This window comes from Pseudomonas sp. P1_F1_2 (assembly GCF_056405815.1).
The window spans coordinates 1-14455 of sequence record NZ_JBFUBK010000066.1; the positions used below are offsets into that span (position 1 = coordinate 1).

General features: G+C 59.5%; 13 protein-coding genes. 11 read left to right on the top strand and 2 right to left on the bottom strand.

Going from position 1 to position 14455, the window contains the following annotated elements:
- The first annotated feature begins 899 nt into the window (after nt 1–899).
- Nucleotides 900–1952: a WD40/YVTN/BNR-like repeat-containing protein gene (locus AC1D2P_RS19285; protein WP_046032133.1), complete on the top strand. Its 1053-nt coding sequence runs from the start codon at nt 900–902 to the stop codon at nt 1950–1952.
- 25 nt (nt 1953–1977) lie between these two features.
- A complete protein-coding gene (locus AC1D2P_RS19290; protein ID WP_046032134.1) occupies nt 1978–4353 on the top strand; it encodes an efflux RND transporter permease subunit in 2376 nt (791 codons plus the stop codon).
- Between the two features lie 194 nt (nt 4354–4547).
- On the opposite strand, the gene AC1D2P_RS19295 is transcribed toward AC1D2P_RS19290, so the two are convergent.
- Entirely contained in the window at nt 4548–5267 is a 720-nt protein-coding gene (locus AC1D2P_RS19295; RefSeq protein WP_109786535.1) for a FadR/GntR family transcriptional regulator, read from the bottom strand.
- A 219-nt stretch (nt 5268–5486) separates the two neighbouring features.
- Nucleotides 5487–7223, bottom strand: coding sequence for an IlvD/Edd family dehydratase (locus AC1D2P_RS19300; RefSeq protein WP_046032136.1), 1737 nt, complete (start codon nt 7221–7223; stop codon nt 5487–5489).
- A gap of 193 nt (nt 7224–7416) precedes the next feature.
- Here AC1D2P_RS19300 and AC1D2P_RS19305 point away from each other — a divergent pair, with 193 nt between their 5' ends.
- The 9 genes from AC1D2P_RS19305 to AC1D2P_RS19345 all read left to right on the top strand — a co-directional run bounded on the left by AC1D2P_RS19305 (nt 7417) and on the right by AC1D2P_RS19345 (nt 14377).
- The gene (locus tag AC1D2P_RS19305) at nt 7417–8739 is read left to right on the top strand and encodes an MFS transporter (RefSeq protein ID WP_223525473.1); all 1323 of its coding nucleotides are present in this window, start codon (nt 7417–7419) and stop codon (nt 8737–8739) included.
- 144 nt (nt 8740–8883) lie between these two features.
- On the top strand, nt 8884–9876 hold the full coding sequence (araD1, locus tag AC1D2P_RS19310) for an AraD1 family protein (RefSeq protein ID WP_109786532.1): 993 nt from the start codon (nt 8884–8886) through the stop codon (nt 9874–9876).
- 10 nt (nt 9877–9886) lie between these two features.
- Nucleotides 9887–11467 carry an aldehyde dehydrogenase (NADP(+)) gene (locus AC1D2P_RS19315; protein WP_258665899.1) on the top strand — a complete coding sequence of 527 codons (1581 nt, stop codon included), beginning with the start codon at nt 9887–9889 and terminating at the stop codon, nt 11465–11467.
- 199 nt (nt 11468–11666) lie between these two features.
- The gene (locus AC1D2P_RS19320) at nt 11667–11960 is read left to right on the top strand and encodes a DUF5629 family protein (RefSeq protein WP_258665897.1); all 294 of its coding nucleotides are present in this window, start codon (nt 11667–11669) and stop codon (nt 11958–11960) included.
- Complete coding sequence (locus AC1D2P_RS19325; RefSeq protein WP_258665895.1) at nt 11953–13122, top strand: lactonase family protein; 1170 nt, start codon at nt 11953–11955, stop codon at nt 13120–13122. Before AC1D2P_RS19320 ends, AC1D2P_RS19325 begins: the two co-directional genes overlap by 8 nt.
- Nucleotides 13123–13278: 156 nt before the next feature.
- Nucleotides 13279–13458: a hypothetical protein gene (locus tag AC1D2P_RS19330; protein WP_046032142.1), complete on the top strand. Its 180-nt coding sequence runs from the start codon at nt 13279–13281 to the stop codon at nt 13456–13458.
- A gap of 211 nt (nt 13459–13669) precedes the next feature.
- Entirely contained in the window at nt 13670–13795 is a 126-nt protein-coding gene (locus tag AC1D2P_RS19335; protein ID WP_256577230.1) for a hypothetical protein, read from the top strand.
- 115 nt (nt 13796–13910) lie between these two features.
- Nucleotides 13911–14123, top strand: coding sequence for a hypothetical protein (locus AC1D2P_RS19340; RefSeq protein ID WP_477811547.1), 213 nt, complete (start codon nt 13911–13913; stop codon nt 14121–14123).
- Nucleotides 14120–14377 (top strand): hypothetical protein, encoded by a 258-nt coding sequence (locus tag AC1D2P_RS19345; protein WP_046032144.1) that lies wholly within the window; start codon nt 14120–14122, stop codon nt 14375–14377. Before AC1D2P_RS19340 ends, AC1D2P_RS19345 begins: the two co-directional genes overlap by 4 nt.
- Nucleotides 14378–14455: the final 78 nt, after the last annotated feature.

A 14455-nucleotide genomic window follows, 5' to 3' on the forward strand; every position in this document is an offset into this window, starting at 1 on the left:
CATGCAGCGTGTTCGACTGCGTCGAACGGCGCTACGCGCCACTCCCCGGATGAACACCTCCACTCAGCCTCCCGAAGGGGCGGGTGGATCAAGATCAAAAGCTGCAGGCGAGCTAACGCTCGGCCTGGTGAGTGGTGAGGGGCAAGAGCGGGTGTGGGGTGTTTTGCTTTTTGTGGGAGCGGGCTTGCCAGCGATGGCGGCCTGACAGCCGACCGATCTCTTGCCGGTGTACACATTCCCTGTGGGAGCCGGGCTTGCCCGCGATGGCGACCTGCCGGCAGACCAGTCTCTAACAGACGACCCCCGGTCCAATTGTAGGAGCGAGCCTGCTCGCGATGCTTTTGGCTTTTGGCTTTTGATCTTGATCTTGATCTGCTTTTGATCTTTCGCCCCTTCGGCAGGCCGAGCGTAGGTGTTCATCAGGGGGTTAGGCGCGTAGCGCCGTGCGGCGAAGCCGCACACATCGAGAGGAGGTCGTCGCGAAGCAGACCGTAGGCGATGCCCCCTGATGGACATCGTAGCGAGGGAACACTGAGCTTTAGCGAAGTGCCGTACGCCGGGGCGAAGCCTTTTGCTTACTTTTCGGCGTCTGGAAAAGTGAGTCGCTGTAAGAGCGAAACCGCCAGAAGCCGTTACCGCAGCAACGGATATGTACACACATCGAAATCACGCATCCGAATGCTTTGCTATTCAGCAGCCACCCATCCCCCTCAGGTTAACAAAACATAACGTGGCGTCGATTGTCAGACCTTTCCAAACCCCGATAGGATAAGCCAGCTTCCGAAGGGGCTCTAGATTGCGCGTTTCAGGACTCAACTCCAAAACAGCCAATCGCAACAAGCACCCTTACGGCGCCCTGAAAGGTTGAATGACCTAACAATAATAATGGGGGAAGGTCTATGAGTGAGCCTGTCATGGGTGTGGGTATCTGCCGCCCGCCGGCATTACGCAAAATCGCGTTGCTGGCTACAGCGCTCTCGCTGTTGGGCTGTGCCGTGTTGTCGGCACCAGTGCTGGCCGCCGCAGCGCCAGCATCCGATACCGTATATGCCATCGAATCGGCCAAGGCTGCCAAAAGTCTGATGCTCGATGTCGTCCACGCCGGCAAGCGCCTGGTGGCGGTCGGGGATCGTGGGCATATTTTGTATTCCGATGACCAGGGCGCGACCTGGGCTCAAGCCAAGGTGCCGACCCGCGCACTGCTGACGTCGGTGTTTTTCGTCGATGACAAACACGGTTGGGCCGTCGGTCATGACGCACAGATCCTCGCCAGCGAGGACGGCGGCGTCACCTGGACCAAGCAATTCGAAGATTTGAAACGCGAAGCGCCGTTGCTCGACGTCTGGTTCAAGGACGTCAACAGCGGCTTTGCCGTGGGCGCGTATGGCGCACTGCTGGAAACCACCGACGGCGGCAAACACTGGGAAGACGCCAGTGACCGCCTGGATAACGAAGACCAGTACCACCTCAATGGCATCGCATCTGTAAAAGATGCCGGGCTGTTCATCGTAGGCGAACAGGGCAGCATGTTCCGCTCCGCCGATTGGGGCCAGACCTGGGAAAAACTTGAAGGCCCGTACCAAGGCTCGCTGTTCGGCGTGATCGGTACGGCGCAAGCCAATACGCTGCTGGCTTACGGCCTGCGCGGCAATCTCTACCGCTCCACGGATTTCGGCAGCACCTGGGAACAGGTTGAGCTGAAAGCCGCTCGCGGCGCGCTGGAGTTCGGGTTGTCGGGCGCAACGCTGCTCGACGACGGCTCCATCGTGATCGTCGGCAACGGCGGCTCGGTGATCCGCAGCAACGACAACGGCGAAACCTTCAGCGTGTTCAACCGTCCGGATCGCATTTCCGTTTCGGCAGTCACGGCGGCGGGCAACGGTAATCTGATTCTGGCAGGACAGGGCGGCGTTCGCGCTACTTCGCCAACCGGCTCAGAGCTGGGCAAATAATAAGAAGGGCGGAGCTATGACATCCATGACAAGTCATCACCAAGACAAGGCGACGTTTCTTGAGCGCCTGATTTTCAACAACCGCCCGGCAGTGATCACGATCTGCCTGTTGGTCAGCATTTTCCTGTTCTGGCAGGCAACGCTGATCCGGCCATCCACCAGTTTCGAAAAAATGATCCCGCTGGAGCATCCCTTCATTCAAAAGATGATGGAGCACCGCAACGATCTGGCGAACCTGGGCAACACGGTACGAATTTCCGTAGAAGCCACTGACGGCGATATCTTCTCCAAGGAATACATGGAGACCCTGCGTCAGATCAACGACGAGGTGTTCTACATTTCCGGCGTCGACCGTTCCGGCCTCAAGTCGCTGTGGAGTCCGAGCGTGCGCTGGACCGAGGTGACAGAGGAGGGCTTCGCCGGTGGTGAAGTGATCCCGCAGAGCTATAACGGGTCGCAGCAAAGCCTTGATCTGCTGCGCAATAACGTCCTCAAGTCCGGTCAGGTCGGGCGTCTGGTGGCCAACGACTTCAAATCGAGCATTGTCGATATCCCGCTGCTGGAGTCCTACCCGGACCCGCAGGACCAGGGCAAGTTGCTGGCACTGGACTACCGTCAGTTCTCCCACCAGTTGGAAGAAAAGATCCGCGACAAGTTTGAAAAGCAGAACCCTAACGTGCAGGTCCACATCGTCGGTTTCGCCAAGAAAGTCGGCGATCTGATCGATGGCCTGGTCATGGTGGTGATGTTCTTTGGCGTTGCCTTCATCATCACGCTGATCCTGCTCTACTGGTTCACCAACTGCATGCGCAGCACCGTGGCGGTACTCAGTACCACGCTGGTGGCGGTGGTCTGGCAGCTTGGGTTGATGCACTTCTTCGGCTTCGGGCTTGACCCGTATTCGATGCTGGTGCCGTTCCTGATCTTCGCCATTGGTATTTCCCACGGCGTACAGAAGATCAACGGTATTGCCTTGCAATCCAGCGAGGCCGACAACGCGCTGACCGCTGCGCGACGCACGTTCCGTCAACTGTTCCTGCCGGGGATGATCGCGATCCTTGCGGATGCGGTGGGTTTCATCACGCTGCTGATCATTGATATCGGTGTGATTCGTGAACTGGCCATCGGCGCGTCCATCGGCGTGGCGGTGATCGTGTTTACCAACCTGATCCTGCTGCCGGTGGCGATTTCCTACGTCGGTATCAGCAAGCGCGCCGTTGAACGTAGCAAGAAAGACGCACACCGCGAGCACCCGTTCTGGCGCCTGCTGTCGAACTTTGCCAGCCCGAAAGTTGCGCCGGTGTCCATCGTGCTGGCCTTGCTGGCCTTTGGTGGCGGCCTCTGGTACAGCCAGAACCTGAAAATCGGTGACCTCGATCAGGGCGCACCTGAACTGCGTCCGGATTCGCGCTACAACAAGGACAACAACTTCATCATCAGCAACTACTCCACCAGTTCCGACGTGTTGGTGGTGATGGTCAAGACCAAGGCTGAAGGCTGCTCGCGCTACGAAGCCATGAGGCCCATCGACGAGCTGATGTGGAAGATGCAGAACACCGAGGGCGTGCAGTCGGCGATCTCTCTGGTGACCGTGTCCAAGCAGATGATCAAGGGCATGAACGAGGGCAACCTGAAATGGGAAACCCTGTCGCGTAACCCGGACGTGTTGAACAACTCCATCGCCCGTGCCGATGGCCTGTACAACAACAGCTGCTCCCTGGCACCCGTGCTGGTGTTCCTCAACGATCACAAGGCGGCGACCCTTGATCGCGCCGTCCATGCGGTGCAGGACTTCGCCAAGGAGAACAACAAGGACGGCCTGGAATTCATCCTCGCCGCCGGTAACGCAGGGATCGAAGCGGCCACCAACGAGGTGATCAAGGAGTCCGAGCTGACCATCCTGATCCTCGTCTACATCTGCGTTGCGACCATGTGCATGATCACCTTCCGCTCGTGGGCGGCGACCTTGTGCATCGTCTTGCCTCTGGTGTTGACGTCGGTACTCGGCAACGCCCTGATGGCCTTCATGGGCATCGGCGTGAAAGTCGCGACCCTGCCGGTGGTGGCGCTGGGTGTGGGGATTGGCGTGGACTACGGCATCTACATCTACAGCCGCCTGGAAAGTTTCCTGCGTGCCGGCCTGCCGTTGCAGGAAGCCTATTACCAGACGCTCAAGTCCACCGGTAAAGCCGTGCTGTTCACCGGTTTGTGCCTGGCCATCGGTGTGTGCACCTGGATCTTCTCGGCCATCAAGTTCCAGGCTGACATGGGCCTGATGCTGACCTTCATGCTGCTCTGGAACATGTTCGGTGCGCTGTGGCTGCTGCCTGCGCTGGCCCGTTTCCTGATCAAACCGGAGAAACTGGCCGGGCAGAAGGGCAACTCGCTGTTCGCTCACTGATCCTTGCCTGAAATAAAAAAGCCGCAACCTTGGTTGCGGCTTTTTTCATTCCGAATTCAACACTAAACCCTGTAGGAGCAGAGCTTGCTCGCGATGGCGGTAGAACATTCAACATCTATGTTGACTGACACTCCGACATCGCGAGCAAGCTCTGCTCCTACTGGGGATTTCTCCAACAGTTGGAATGTGTTGGGTCAGTTGGGATCGCTACCCAAGACCACATTCAACGCACTGCGTGCATCATCGAGCTGCACCAGCGTCGCGTGCCGTGCGCCGAGCGCATCGCGATTCTCGATGGCGGTGAGGATTGCCTTGTGCCGGGGCAGCGCCAGTTCATGCAGGTTCGGCCGCTGGTTGGAATGCTTCAACGCTTCGGCAATCGCCACTGACAGCATGTTGCACAGGTTGGCCAACAGATCGTTGTGGGTGGCGTCGGCGATTCGGCTGTGGAAATCCAGATCGGGTTGCAGCAGTGCTTCCGGAGTCGGGGCGGCTTCCATGCGTTGGTAGGCTTCACCGATGGAGGCGATGTCCGCATCGGTCGCGAACTGCGCGGCGAGGGCAGCTGCAGCGGGTTCGATGATGGCGCGAACACTGGTCAGCAGGTCGAAAAATTGATTCTGCGGGCTGCTCTGCATCAGCCAATGCAGCACATCGGGGTCGAGCATGTGCCAGTCTTTGCGCGGCTTGACCACAGTGCCGACGCGTGGACGCGAATACACCAGGCCTTTGGCGACCAATACCCGGGTGGCCTCTCGCAGTACCGGGCGGCTGACCGCGTACTCCTCACACAGCAGGGCTTCTGCGGGCAGTTTGTCGTCCGGTTTGAAGCGCCCGGAAACGATCTGCATGCCCAGCTCCTGGACAATGCGCGAGTGCATGCTTTTACGGTCGGAGGGTTTGCGGTAATCCATGGGGAACGGCGCGATCCTGTGCGATGGAGGTGTCGCGCATGATAACAGGCACGACGGGCATTCATCAGATCAGAAGTCAGCGAATGCCTTGTTCATGATCGTTCCAACGCTCCGCGTGGGAATGCCGCTCGTGACGCTCTGCGTCACTTGTTTCGGGGGGACGCGGAGCGTCCCTTGAGGCGTTCCCACGCAGAGCGCGGGAACGATCGGTCGGGTGGGTCAGTGAGAATGGCGCGGCACTTCAGCCCCGCGGCAGCCCACCAGGAAGTCAAAGTCGCAACCCTGATCCGCCTGCAGCACATGGTCGATGTACAGCTGACGATATCCGCCAAGGATCATCTGTTGCGGTGGTTGCAGGTCGGCCATGCGCGCCGCCAGTTCGGCGTCCGGAATGTCCAGGTGCAGACGGCCGCTGGCGCAGTCCAGTTCGATCCAGTCGCCTTCTTTCACCGCGGCCAATGGTCCGCCAGCGGCCGCTTCTGGCGCGACGTGCAGCACCACGGTGCCATACGCGGTGCCACTCATGCGCGCATCGGAAATACGCACCATGTCCGTCACGCCCTGGGCCAGCAACTTGGCCGGCAAGCCCATGTTGCCGACTTCGGCCATGCCCGGATAACCCTTGGGTCCGCAGTTTTTCATGACCAGAATCGAGTTGGCGTCGACGTCGAGTTCCGGATCGTTGATCCGTGCCTTGTACATGTCGAAGTTTTCAAACACCACTGCGCGCCCACGATGTTGCATCAATTGCGGCGTGGCGGCGGACGGCTTGAGCACTGCGCCCAGGGGGGCCAGGTTGCCGCGCAAGACACAGATGCCGCCGTCGGCGCGGATCGGGTTGTCGAGGGTGCGGATCACTTCATCCTGACCATAAATCGGCGCGTCCTTGGTGTTCTCACCGAGGGTCTTGCCGTTGACGGTCAAGGCGTTCGGGTTGGGAATCAGGTTCGCTTCGCCCAGGCGACGCAGCACGGCGGGCAGGCCACCGGCGTAGTAGAACTCTTCCATCAGGAAGCGCCCGGACGGTTGCAGGTCGACAATGGTCGGCATGCCACGACCGATGCGGGTCCAGTCATCCAGGTCCAGTTGCACGCCAATACGGCCGGCAATGGCTTTCAAATGGATCACCGCGTTGGTGGAACCACCGATTGCCGCGTTGACACGGATGGCGTTTTCGAAGGCTTCCTTGGTGAGGATTTTCGACAGCTTCAAGTCTTCGCGGACCATCTCCACCGCGCGCATGCCGGACATGTGCGCCAGTACATAGCGGCGTGAGTCGACCGCCGGAATGGCTGCGTTGTGGGGCAGGGACGTGCCCAGTGCTTCGGCCATGCACGCCATGGTGGAGGCCGTGCCCATGGTGTTGCAGGTGCCGGCCGATCGGGACATGCCGCCCTCGGCCGCGAGGAAATCGTCGAGGGTGATGGTGCCGGCCTTGACCTGCTCGCTGAGCTGCCAGACCACAGTGCCCGAGCCGATGTCCTGACCCTTGTGCTTGCCATTGAGCATCGGTCCGCCAGTGACGACGATGGCTGGCACGTCGCAACTGGCTGCGCCCATCAGCAGGGCCGGGGTGGTTTTGTCGCAACCGGTCAGCAGCACCACGCCATCAATCGGGTTGCCGCGAATGGCTTCTTCGACGTCCATGCTCGTGAGGTTACGGGTGAACATGGCGGTAGGGCGCAGGTTGGATTCGCCGTTGGAGAACACCGGGAATTCCACTGGAAAGCCCCCGGCTTCGATCACCCCGCGTTTGACGTGCTCCGCAATCTGACGGAAGTGCGCGTTGCACGGGGTCAGTTCCGACCAGGTGTTGCAGATGCCGATAATCGGCTTACCTTGGAATTGGTGGTCGGCGATGCCCTGATTCTTCATCCAGCTGCGGTACATGAAGCCGTTCTTGTCGGCGGTACCAAACCATTGGGCGGAGCGCAGGGTGGGTTTCTTATCAGACATGATCGATTCTCTTATTGTATGACTATATGGTTCTGGATGAGGCGTAACATAAGCTCAAATTCGCGGGTTTGGAAGTGTTGTTGGGTAATTAGTATTACTATATAGTCGTTTTCAACGGAGGGATGGTCCTGGCGATTTTTGGCGAGAGGCGTCCCCCGAGGTTCTATAACAACAACAATCGGAGACCGATCTCATGAGCCAGGAACTGCGGCTTATCCGCCGCATCACGCTGAAACTGATTCCCTTCCTGATCCTGCTGTACCTGATCGCCTATGTGGATCGCTCCGCAGTGGGGTTTGCCAAGTTGCACATGGGCGCCGACATTGGCCTCGGTGATGCCGCTTACGGTCTGGGTGCCGGGTTGTTTTTCATCGGCTACTTCCTGCTGGAAATTCCCAGCAACCTGATGCTCGACCGTTTCGGCGCGAGACGCTGGTTTGCGCGGATCATGGTCACCTGGGGCGCCATCACCATCGGCATGGCGTTCGTCCAGGGGCCGAACAGCTTCTATGTGATGCGCTTTCTGCTCGGTGCGGCGGAAGCCGGGTTCTTTCCGGGTGTTCTGTACTACATCACTCAGTGGTTCCCGATTCGCCATCGCGGCAAAATCCTCGGCCTGTTCATCCTTTCCCAACCGATCGCAATGATGGTCACCGGCCCGGTGTCCGGCGGTTTGCTGGGCATGGACGGCACGCTCGGTTTGCACGGCTGGCAGTGGTTGTTCATCGTCATTGGCACGCCGGCGATCCTGCTGACCTGGCCGGTGCTGCGTTACCTGCCTGATGGCCCGCAGCAAGTGAAATGGATGGACCAGGCCGAGAAGGACTGGCTCGCCGGCGAGCTGAAAAAAGACCTTGAGGAATACGGCCAGACCCGCCACGGCAACCCGTTGCATGCGCTCAAAGACAAGCGAGTCTTGCTGCTGGCGCTGTTTTATCTGCCGGTGACGTTGAGCATCTATGGCCTGGGCCTGTGGTTGCCGACCTTGATCAAGCAGTTTGGCGGCAGCGACCTGGTCACCGGTTTCGTTTCGGCGGTGCCGTACATCTTCGGGATCGTCGGCCTGCTGATCATTCCGCGCAGTTCCGACCGTTTGAATGATCGCTACGGACATCTGGCCGTCTTGTATGTGCTGGGTGCCATCGGCCTGTTCCTCAGCGCCTGGCTGACCGTGCCGGTGCTGCAACTGGCGGCCCTGTGCCTGGTGGCGTTTGCGCTGTTTTCCTGCACGGCGGTGTTCTGGACCTTGCCGGGGCGTTTCTTTGCCGGCGCCAGCGCGGCGGCCGGTATCGCCCTGATCAACTCGGTGGGCAACCTCGGCGGTTACATCGGTCCGTTCGTGATCGGTGCGCTGAAGGAGTACACCGGCAACCTCGCGTCGGGGCTGTATTTCCTGTCCTGCGTGATGGTGTTCGGGTTGGTGCTGACCGGCGTGGTCTATCGGTTGCTGGAGCGCAAGCAAGTGCTGCCGGCTGATCAGTTTGCCGCCAGTGCGCGCGGCGCAACCCGTTCCTGACACAAAACCTGTAGGAGCAGAGCTTGCTCGCGATGGCGGCAGAACATTCAGCATCGATGTCATCTGTCAGGTCGCAATCGCGAGCAAGCTTTGCTCCTACAGGGGGTTAGCGGTGTTTTGAAGAATTGTTTACAGGAGAAAACCATGCGTTTGGTTCAGTTCGAATTGAGTAACGGCGAGCGTCGCGTCGGCGTCGTCGAGGGCGGTCTGGTGCGTGAAGTGCAGGATGCGCACACAGTCCGCGACCTGGCGTTGGCAGCAATTGAGGCGGGCACTGATCTGGCGCAACAGGTGAAAGTCCTCGGCCTGGGCATCAGCCACGACTACGCCGAGTTGCTGGCCACGTTGCGTATCCTGCCGCCACTGGATCACCCGGACGCGGCACACATGCTGGTCAGCGGTACGGGCCTGACCCACTTGGGCAGCGCTTCGGCCCGGGACAAGATGCATCAACACGCCGGTGACGAAGCGGCCATGACCGACACCATGCGCATCTTCAAATGGGGCGTGGAAGGCGGAAAACCGCAAGCAGGGCAGGCCGGTGTGCAACCGGAATGGTTCTACAAGGGCGACGGCAGCATCGTCGTTCGGCCGGGCAAGCCGTTCCCGCTGCCGCCCTTCGCCGAAGACGCGGGCGAAGAGCCGGAACTCGCCGGCCTCTACGTCATCGGCCACGATGGCAAGCCTTATCGCCTCGGTTATGCGGTCGGTAACGAGTTCTCCGATCACGTTATGGAGCGAAAAAATTACCTGTACCTGGCGCACTCCAAATTGCGCAGTTGCAGTTATGGTCCGGAACTTCGCGTCGGTGATTTGCCGCCACACCTGGCCGGCACCAGTCGCATCCTGCGTGACGGTGAAGTGCTGTGGCAGAACGAGTTTCTCAGCGGCGAAGCCAACATGTGCCATAGCCTGGAAAACCTTGAGTACCACCATTTCAAATACAGCCAGTTCCTGCGCCCGGGGGACGTGCACATTCATTTCTTCGGCACCGCGACGCTGTCGTTTGCCGATGGCATCCGCACCCGACCGGGTGATGTATTCGAAATCAGCCAGGCCGAATTCGGCGCACCGCTGATCAACGGCATTGCGCCGGTTGAAGCGGCATTCGAACCCGGCACCGTTGGCAGCCTTTAAGGAGATCCGTATGACCCAGATCCTTGGTCACAATTACATCGGCGGTCTGCGCAGTGCGACGGGCACCGTCAAACTCCAGAGCGTCGACGCCACCACGGGCGAGGCCTTGCCTCATGAGTTTTATCAGGCCACCGAGCAAGAAGTGGACGCCGCCGCCACGGCTGCCGGCGCGGCGTATCCGGCCTTTCGCAGCTTGAGTGCCGAGCGACGGGCGCAGTTTCTGGACGCCATCGCCGATGAACTCGATGCCCTCGGCGATGACTTTGTCGCCGTGGTCTGTCGCGAAACCGCGTTGCCCGCCGGACGAATCCAGGGCGAACGCGGTCGCACCAGTGGCCAGATGCGGTTGTTCGCCAAAGTGCTGCGCCGTGGCGATTTTTACGCTGCGCGAATCGACAAGGCGTTGCCCGAGCGCACACCGTTGCCTCGCCCGGACCTGCGCCAATACCGCATCGGCGTCGGCCCGGTCGCAGTGTTTGGTGCCAGCAACTTTCCCTTGGCGTTTTCGACGGCTGGCGGCGACACCGCCTCGGCCCTGGCGGCGGGTTGCCCGGTGGTGTTCAAGGCGCATGGCGGTCACATGGCCACCGCCGAATGGGTGGCTGACGCGATACTGCGCGCCGCGGAAAAAACCGGCATGCCGGCCGGTGTGTTCAACATGATCTACGGGGGCGGGGTCGGCGCAGCGCTGGTCAAGCATCCGGTGATTCAAGCAGTGGGCTTTACCGGCTCGCTGAAGGGCGGTCGCGCCTTGTGCGACATGGCCGCCGCGCGTGCGCATCCCATCCCGGTGTTCGCCGAGATGTCGAGCATCAACCCGGTGATCGTGTTGCCACAGGCGCTGGAAGCCCGGGCGCAAACCATCGCCCGTGACCTGACGGCATCGGTGGTTCAAGGCTGTGGCCAGTTCTGCACCAATCCGGGGCTGGTGATCGGCATTCGTTCACCGCAGTTCAGTGCGTTCGTGCAGCAAGTTGCGTGGATGATCAACGATCAGCCGGCGCAAACCATGCTCAATGCAGGAACCTTGAGCAGCTATGGCCATGGCCTGGACAAGCTCAACGCTCATCCCGGCATCACCCATCTGGCAGGCAATACACAACAGGGCACGCAGGCTCAGCCACAACTGTTCAAGGCTGACGCCAGCCTGTTGATCAGCGGCGACGAAGTCTTGCAGGAAGAAGTGTTCGGCCCGACCACGGTGGTGGTGGAAGTGGCTGATCAGGCGCAACTCAACGCAGCGCTGAAGGGGCTCCATGGGCAACTGACGGCGACGATCATTGGCGACCCGGCGGACTTTGAACAGTTCGGCGAGTTGACGGCGCTGCTGGAGCAAAAGGTCGGACGGATTCTGCTCAACGGTTATCCGACCGGTGTGGAAGTCTGCGATGCGATGGTCCACGGCGGGCCGTACCCGGCAACGTCGGATGCGCGCGGCACGTCGGTGGGCACCTTGGCGATCGACCGTTTTCTGCGCCCGGTGTGCTTCCAGAACTACCCGGACAGCCTGTTGCCGGAGCCGCTGAAGAATGGCAATCCGCTGCGTATCCAGCGGTTGGTGGATGGGCAACCGTCCCGGGAAGCGCTGTAGCTGATCGTTCCCCCCTGTGGGAGCGGGCTTGCCCGCGATGGCGGACTGACAGCCAGCATTGATGTTGAATGTTAAATCGTAATCGCGGGCAAGCCCGCTCCCACATTTGTTCTGTGTTGAGCCGGCGTTTTGCGGTCGGCACTGGGCTGCCCGCGCTTTGAGCTATCATTGCGTTTTTCCCATTTAAAGATTGATTGCCATGACTGCCGTAACCGACACCTTGCTTGAAACCCTCGAACACTGCGACATGGTGGAAATCGACGGGTTGCACGCATTTGAATTTTCCCTTGATGAATTCGACAACCTGCACATCGAATGCATGGACGGCCGAGTGTCCAAGCATTGGGAGTTCACTCCAGCGCAGGTTCAGGCTGCGACCTTCGATCCGACTCTGCAAAGCTGGGTGATCACTGGCGATTCCGGCGAGCACCGCCTGGTGTGCTTGACCGCTATTGGTGGTCATGACGACGATGATGAGCCGGAGGATGCGTAATCTCTGGCCCCTGTTGATGGCCGGCAGTATCGGCGCGATGGGCGTTCAGGTTGCGTCGGCCGACAACCTTCAGTTGCTGGTCGGCTCCTACACGGCCGGTGAGAGCCAGGGGATTTATCGCCTGAACTTCGACAGCTCGACCGGGCAGATCAACGCCCGGCCACTGCAAGTGGTCAACAGCGAAAACCCTTCGTGGCTGACCCTGGCCAAGGATCAGCGTCACCTGTTCGTGGTCAACGAAAACGGCCCGGGGCAGAAAGACCCGGTCGGGCGCGTCAGCAGTTTTGTGATCGATCCCAAGACCCATGCGCTGAGCCTGATCAATCAGGTGCAAAGCCTGGGCAATGAGCCGACGCATTCAAGCCTCAGCGGTGATGCCAGTCATTTGTTTGTCAGCAACTACTCGGTAGCTGAAGATCCAGGCGGCACGCTCGCGGTGTTGCCGGTGGGCGCTGATGGCACGCTGAAACCTGTGGTGCAGATGAGCAGTCATCCCGCGAGTCGGGTCAATCCCGAGCGGCAGCTGTCGGCGCACGTGCATTCGACCGTCTCCTCGCCGGACGGCCATTACGTGTTCTCCAATGACCTGGGGGCAGACAAGGTCTTTGTTTACCGCTTCGACCCCAAAGCCAATCCGGACCTGCCATTAACGCCTGCAACGCCTGCGTTCGTGCCGTTGCCGCCGGGCAGTGGGCCGCGTCATTTGCTGTTCAGTGCCGATGGCAAGCACGCTTGGCTGACCATGGAGATGAGTGCGCAGGTGGCCGTGTTCGATTACAAGGACGGCACACTTGAGCAAACACAAATGATCGACCTGGCGGCCGGCCAGCCTGTGTCCGATAAAGCAGCCGCGGCGCTGCATGCTTCGGCGGATGGCAAATTCCTCTATGTCAGCAACCGCGGCACCGCCAATCAGTTGCTGGTGTTCGCCATCGACCCTGCGACCGGCCACCTGAAGGAACTGCAACGTCGCTCAGTGGAAGGTGATCATCCGCGTGAGTTCAGCCTCGATCCCAGTGGCCATTTCGTGTTGATTGCCAATCAGAAGAGCAACCAGATTGTCGTCGTCGAACGCGATGCCAAGACCGGTTTGCTGGGTAAAACCGTGCAGAAATTGCCGATGGACGCACCCAGCGATCTCAAGTTCCTGCTGCGTCAATAGGCCGCAGGCCCCGGTTCAAGGGGCCTGCATCCTTCTATTAATGCTGCTGATATCTGCTAATGCTACAAAGCATTTCAAGATGCCGAGCCTCGAAGGTTAAGTTTGCTTCACGGCCCCACCGGGCAAGCAAGCCAACTGAACACGAGGAATACCGCCATGAACTTCAATCTCTTCTCCGTTATCGCCGCTTCTGCCATCTCTGCCTCCGTTGCGCTGCCAGCCAGTGCCAACGTTGAAATCAGCGACAAAAAATCCCACGCCCAGAGCTACACCCAGAAATACCTGCAACAGAGCGCCAACTTCTACGCCGCCCTGGATCACAAAACCCAACACTGAAATTTCAGCCCTGCACCTTTTATGCAGGAGCGAAGTCACTGACGTCGATCAAGCTGAACAGCTTCGAGAAACCTGAGTGATGTCGCTCCTGCATAGCGCGTTTACGACAGCATCACATTGCCATTAACGTGCGCCTTGATATCACATGGCCATATGTTTAGATTGGACGCTGCCTTTTTCAGTCCAATTCTAAAAACAAGGGATCGATAGCATGGCGATGCGTCTGGCAGTGGTTCTTCTTTTCCTCTATTCCGCCCCCATTTCTTCGACTGCCCAGCCCGTTCCAGACGAGCCGGATGCGGCCCGTGAGCGCTTGATGAGTTTTATCGAAGACTGAAATAGACGGGCTTAATGATCAACGAAGCTGATGGTCACTATGGATAACCCTGAGTGGTTGCTACGGCTTTTTTGATTGATTCTGTGCGCATCGACACATGCCCACGGAGATCACCATGGCCCRTTCAATCCTCACTTCTGCCAAACACGGCGCCTACCTGGCCATCGGTCTTTACGTGGCGATGGTGTTGGTCTTCAGCCTCTCGGCTCAATCGCACTACACCACCGACGCGCCGATTCAGGTCGCTTATCCCGCCATCCAGTTCGAACACCGTGCGCAAAACGCAGGGGTTGAACACGTAGAGCTGGCGGGAGTGGTCGGGGCATGAAAGGGCGCAATCTCTGGGTGATTGCCTTCCTGGCCTTCATCACCAATGGATTTTCGTTACTGGGAATAGGGCAGGGCTCAGTAGGTTCCGTGGCACGCTCGATCGAGGCCAAACACGACCTCTCTCGCAACATCGAAACGCAAAAGGCCATGGGGCTGCTGGCCGGCAATCCGCCGATCAAACGCCAGGTCGATTTCTTCGGGCCGTTCCAGGTGGACTGCTCGGTGTTGCAGATGTGTGAAGTGTTCGCCTGAATCCCCCAGACAACGCGATCCTGTAGCAGCTGGCGCAGTCTGCGTCCGACTGCGCAGCAGTCGTAAATCCGGCTTGCT

Coding starts and splice junctions, on each gene's coding strand:
- AC1D2P_RS19285 (WP_046032133.1), top strand. CDS start 900: ATGAGTGAGCCTGTCATGGGTGTGGGTATCTGCCGCCCGCCGGCATTA.
- AC1D2P_RS19290 (WP_046032134.1), top strand. CDS start 1,978: ATGACAAGTCATCACCAAGACAAGGCGACGTTTCTTGAGCGCCTGATT.
- AC1D2P_RS19295 (WP_109786535.1), bottom strand. CDS start 5,267: ATGGATTACCGCAAACCCTCCGACCGTAAAAGCATGCACTCGCGCATT.
- AC1D2P_RS19300 (WP_046032136.1), bottom strand. CDS start 7,223: ATGTCTGATAAGAAACCCACCCTGCGCTCCGCCCAATGGTTTGGTACC.
- AC1D2P_RS19305 (WP_223525473.1), top strand. CDS start 7,417: ATGAGCCAGGAACTGCGGCTTATCCGCCGCATCACGCTGAAACTGATT.
- araD1 (WP_109786532.1), top strand. CDS start 8,884: ATGCGTTTGGTTCAGTTCGAATTGAGTAACGGCGAGCGTCGCGTCGGC.
- AC1D2P_RS19315 (WP_258665899.1), top strand. CDS start 9,887: ATGACCCAGATCCTTGGTCACAATTACATCGGCGGTCTGCGCAGTGCG.
- AC1D2P_RS19320 (WP_258665897.1), top strand. CDS start 11,667: ATGACTGCCGTAACCGACACCTTGCTTGAAACCCTCGAACACTGCGAC.
- AC1D2P_RS19325 (WP_258665895.1), top strand. CDS start 11,953: ATGCGTAATCTCTGGCCCCTGTTGATGGCCGGCAGTATCGGCGCGATG.
- AC1D2P_RS19330 (WP_046032142.1), top strand. CDS start 13,279: ATGAACTTCAATCTCTTCTCCGTTATCGCCGCTTCTGCCATCTCTGCC.
- AC1D2P_RS19335 (WP_256577230.1), top strand. CDS start 13,670: ATGGCGATGCGTCTGGCAGTGGTTCTTCTTTTCCTCTATTCCGCCCCC.
- AC1D2P_RS19345 (WP_046032144.1), top strand. CDS start 14,120: ATGAAAGGGCGCAATCTCTGGGTGATTGCCTTCCTGGCCTTCATCACC.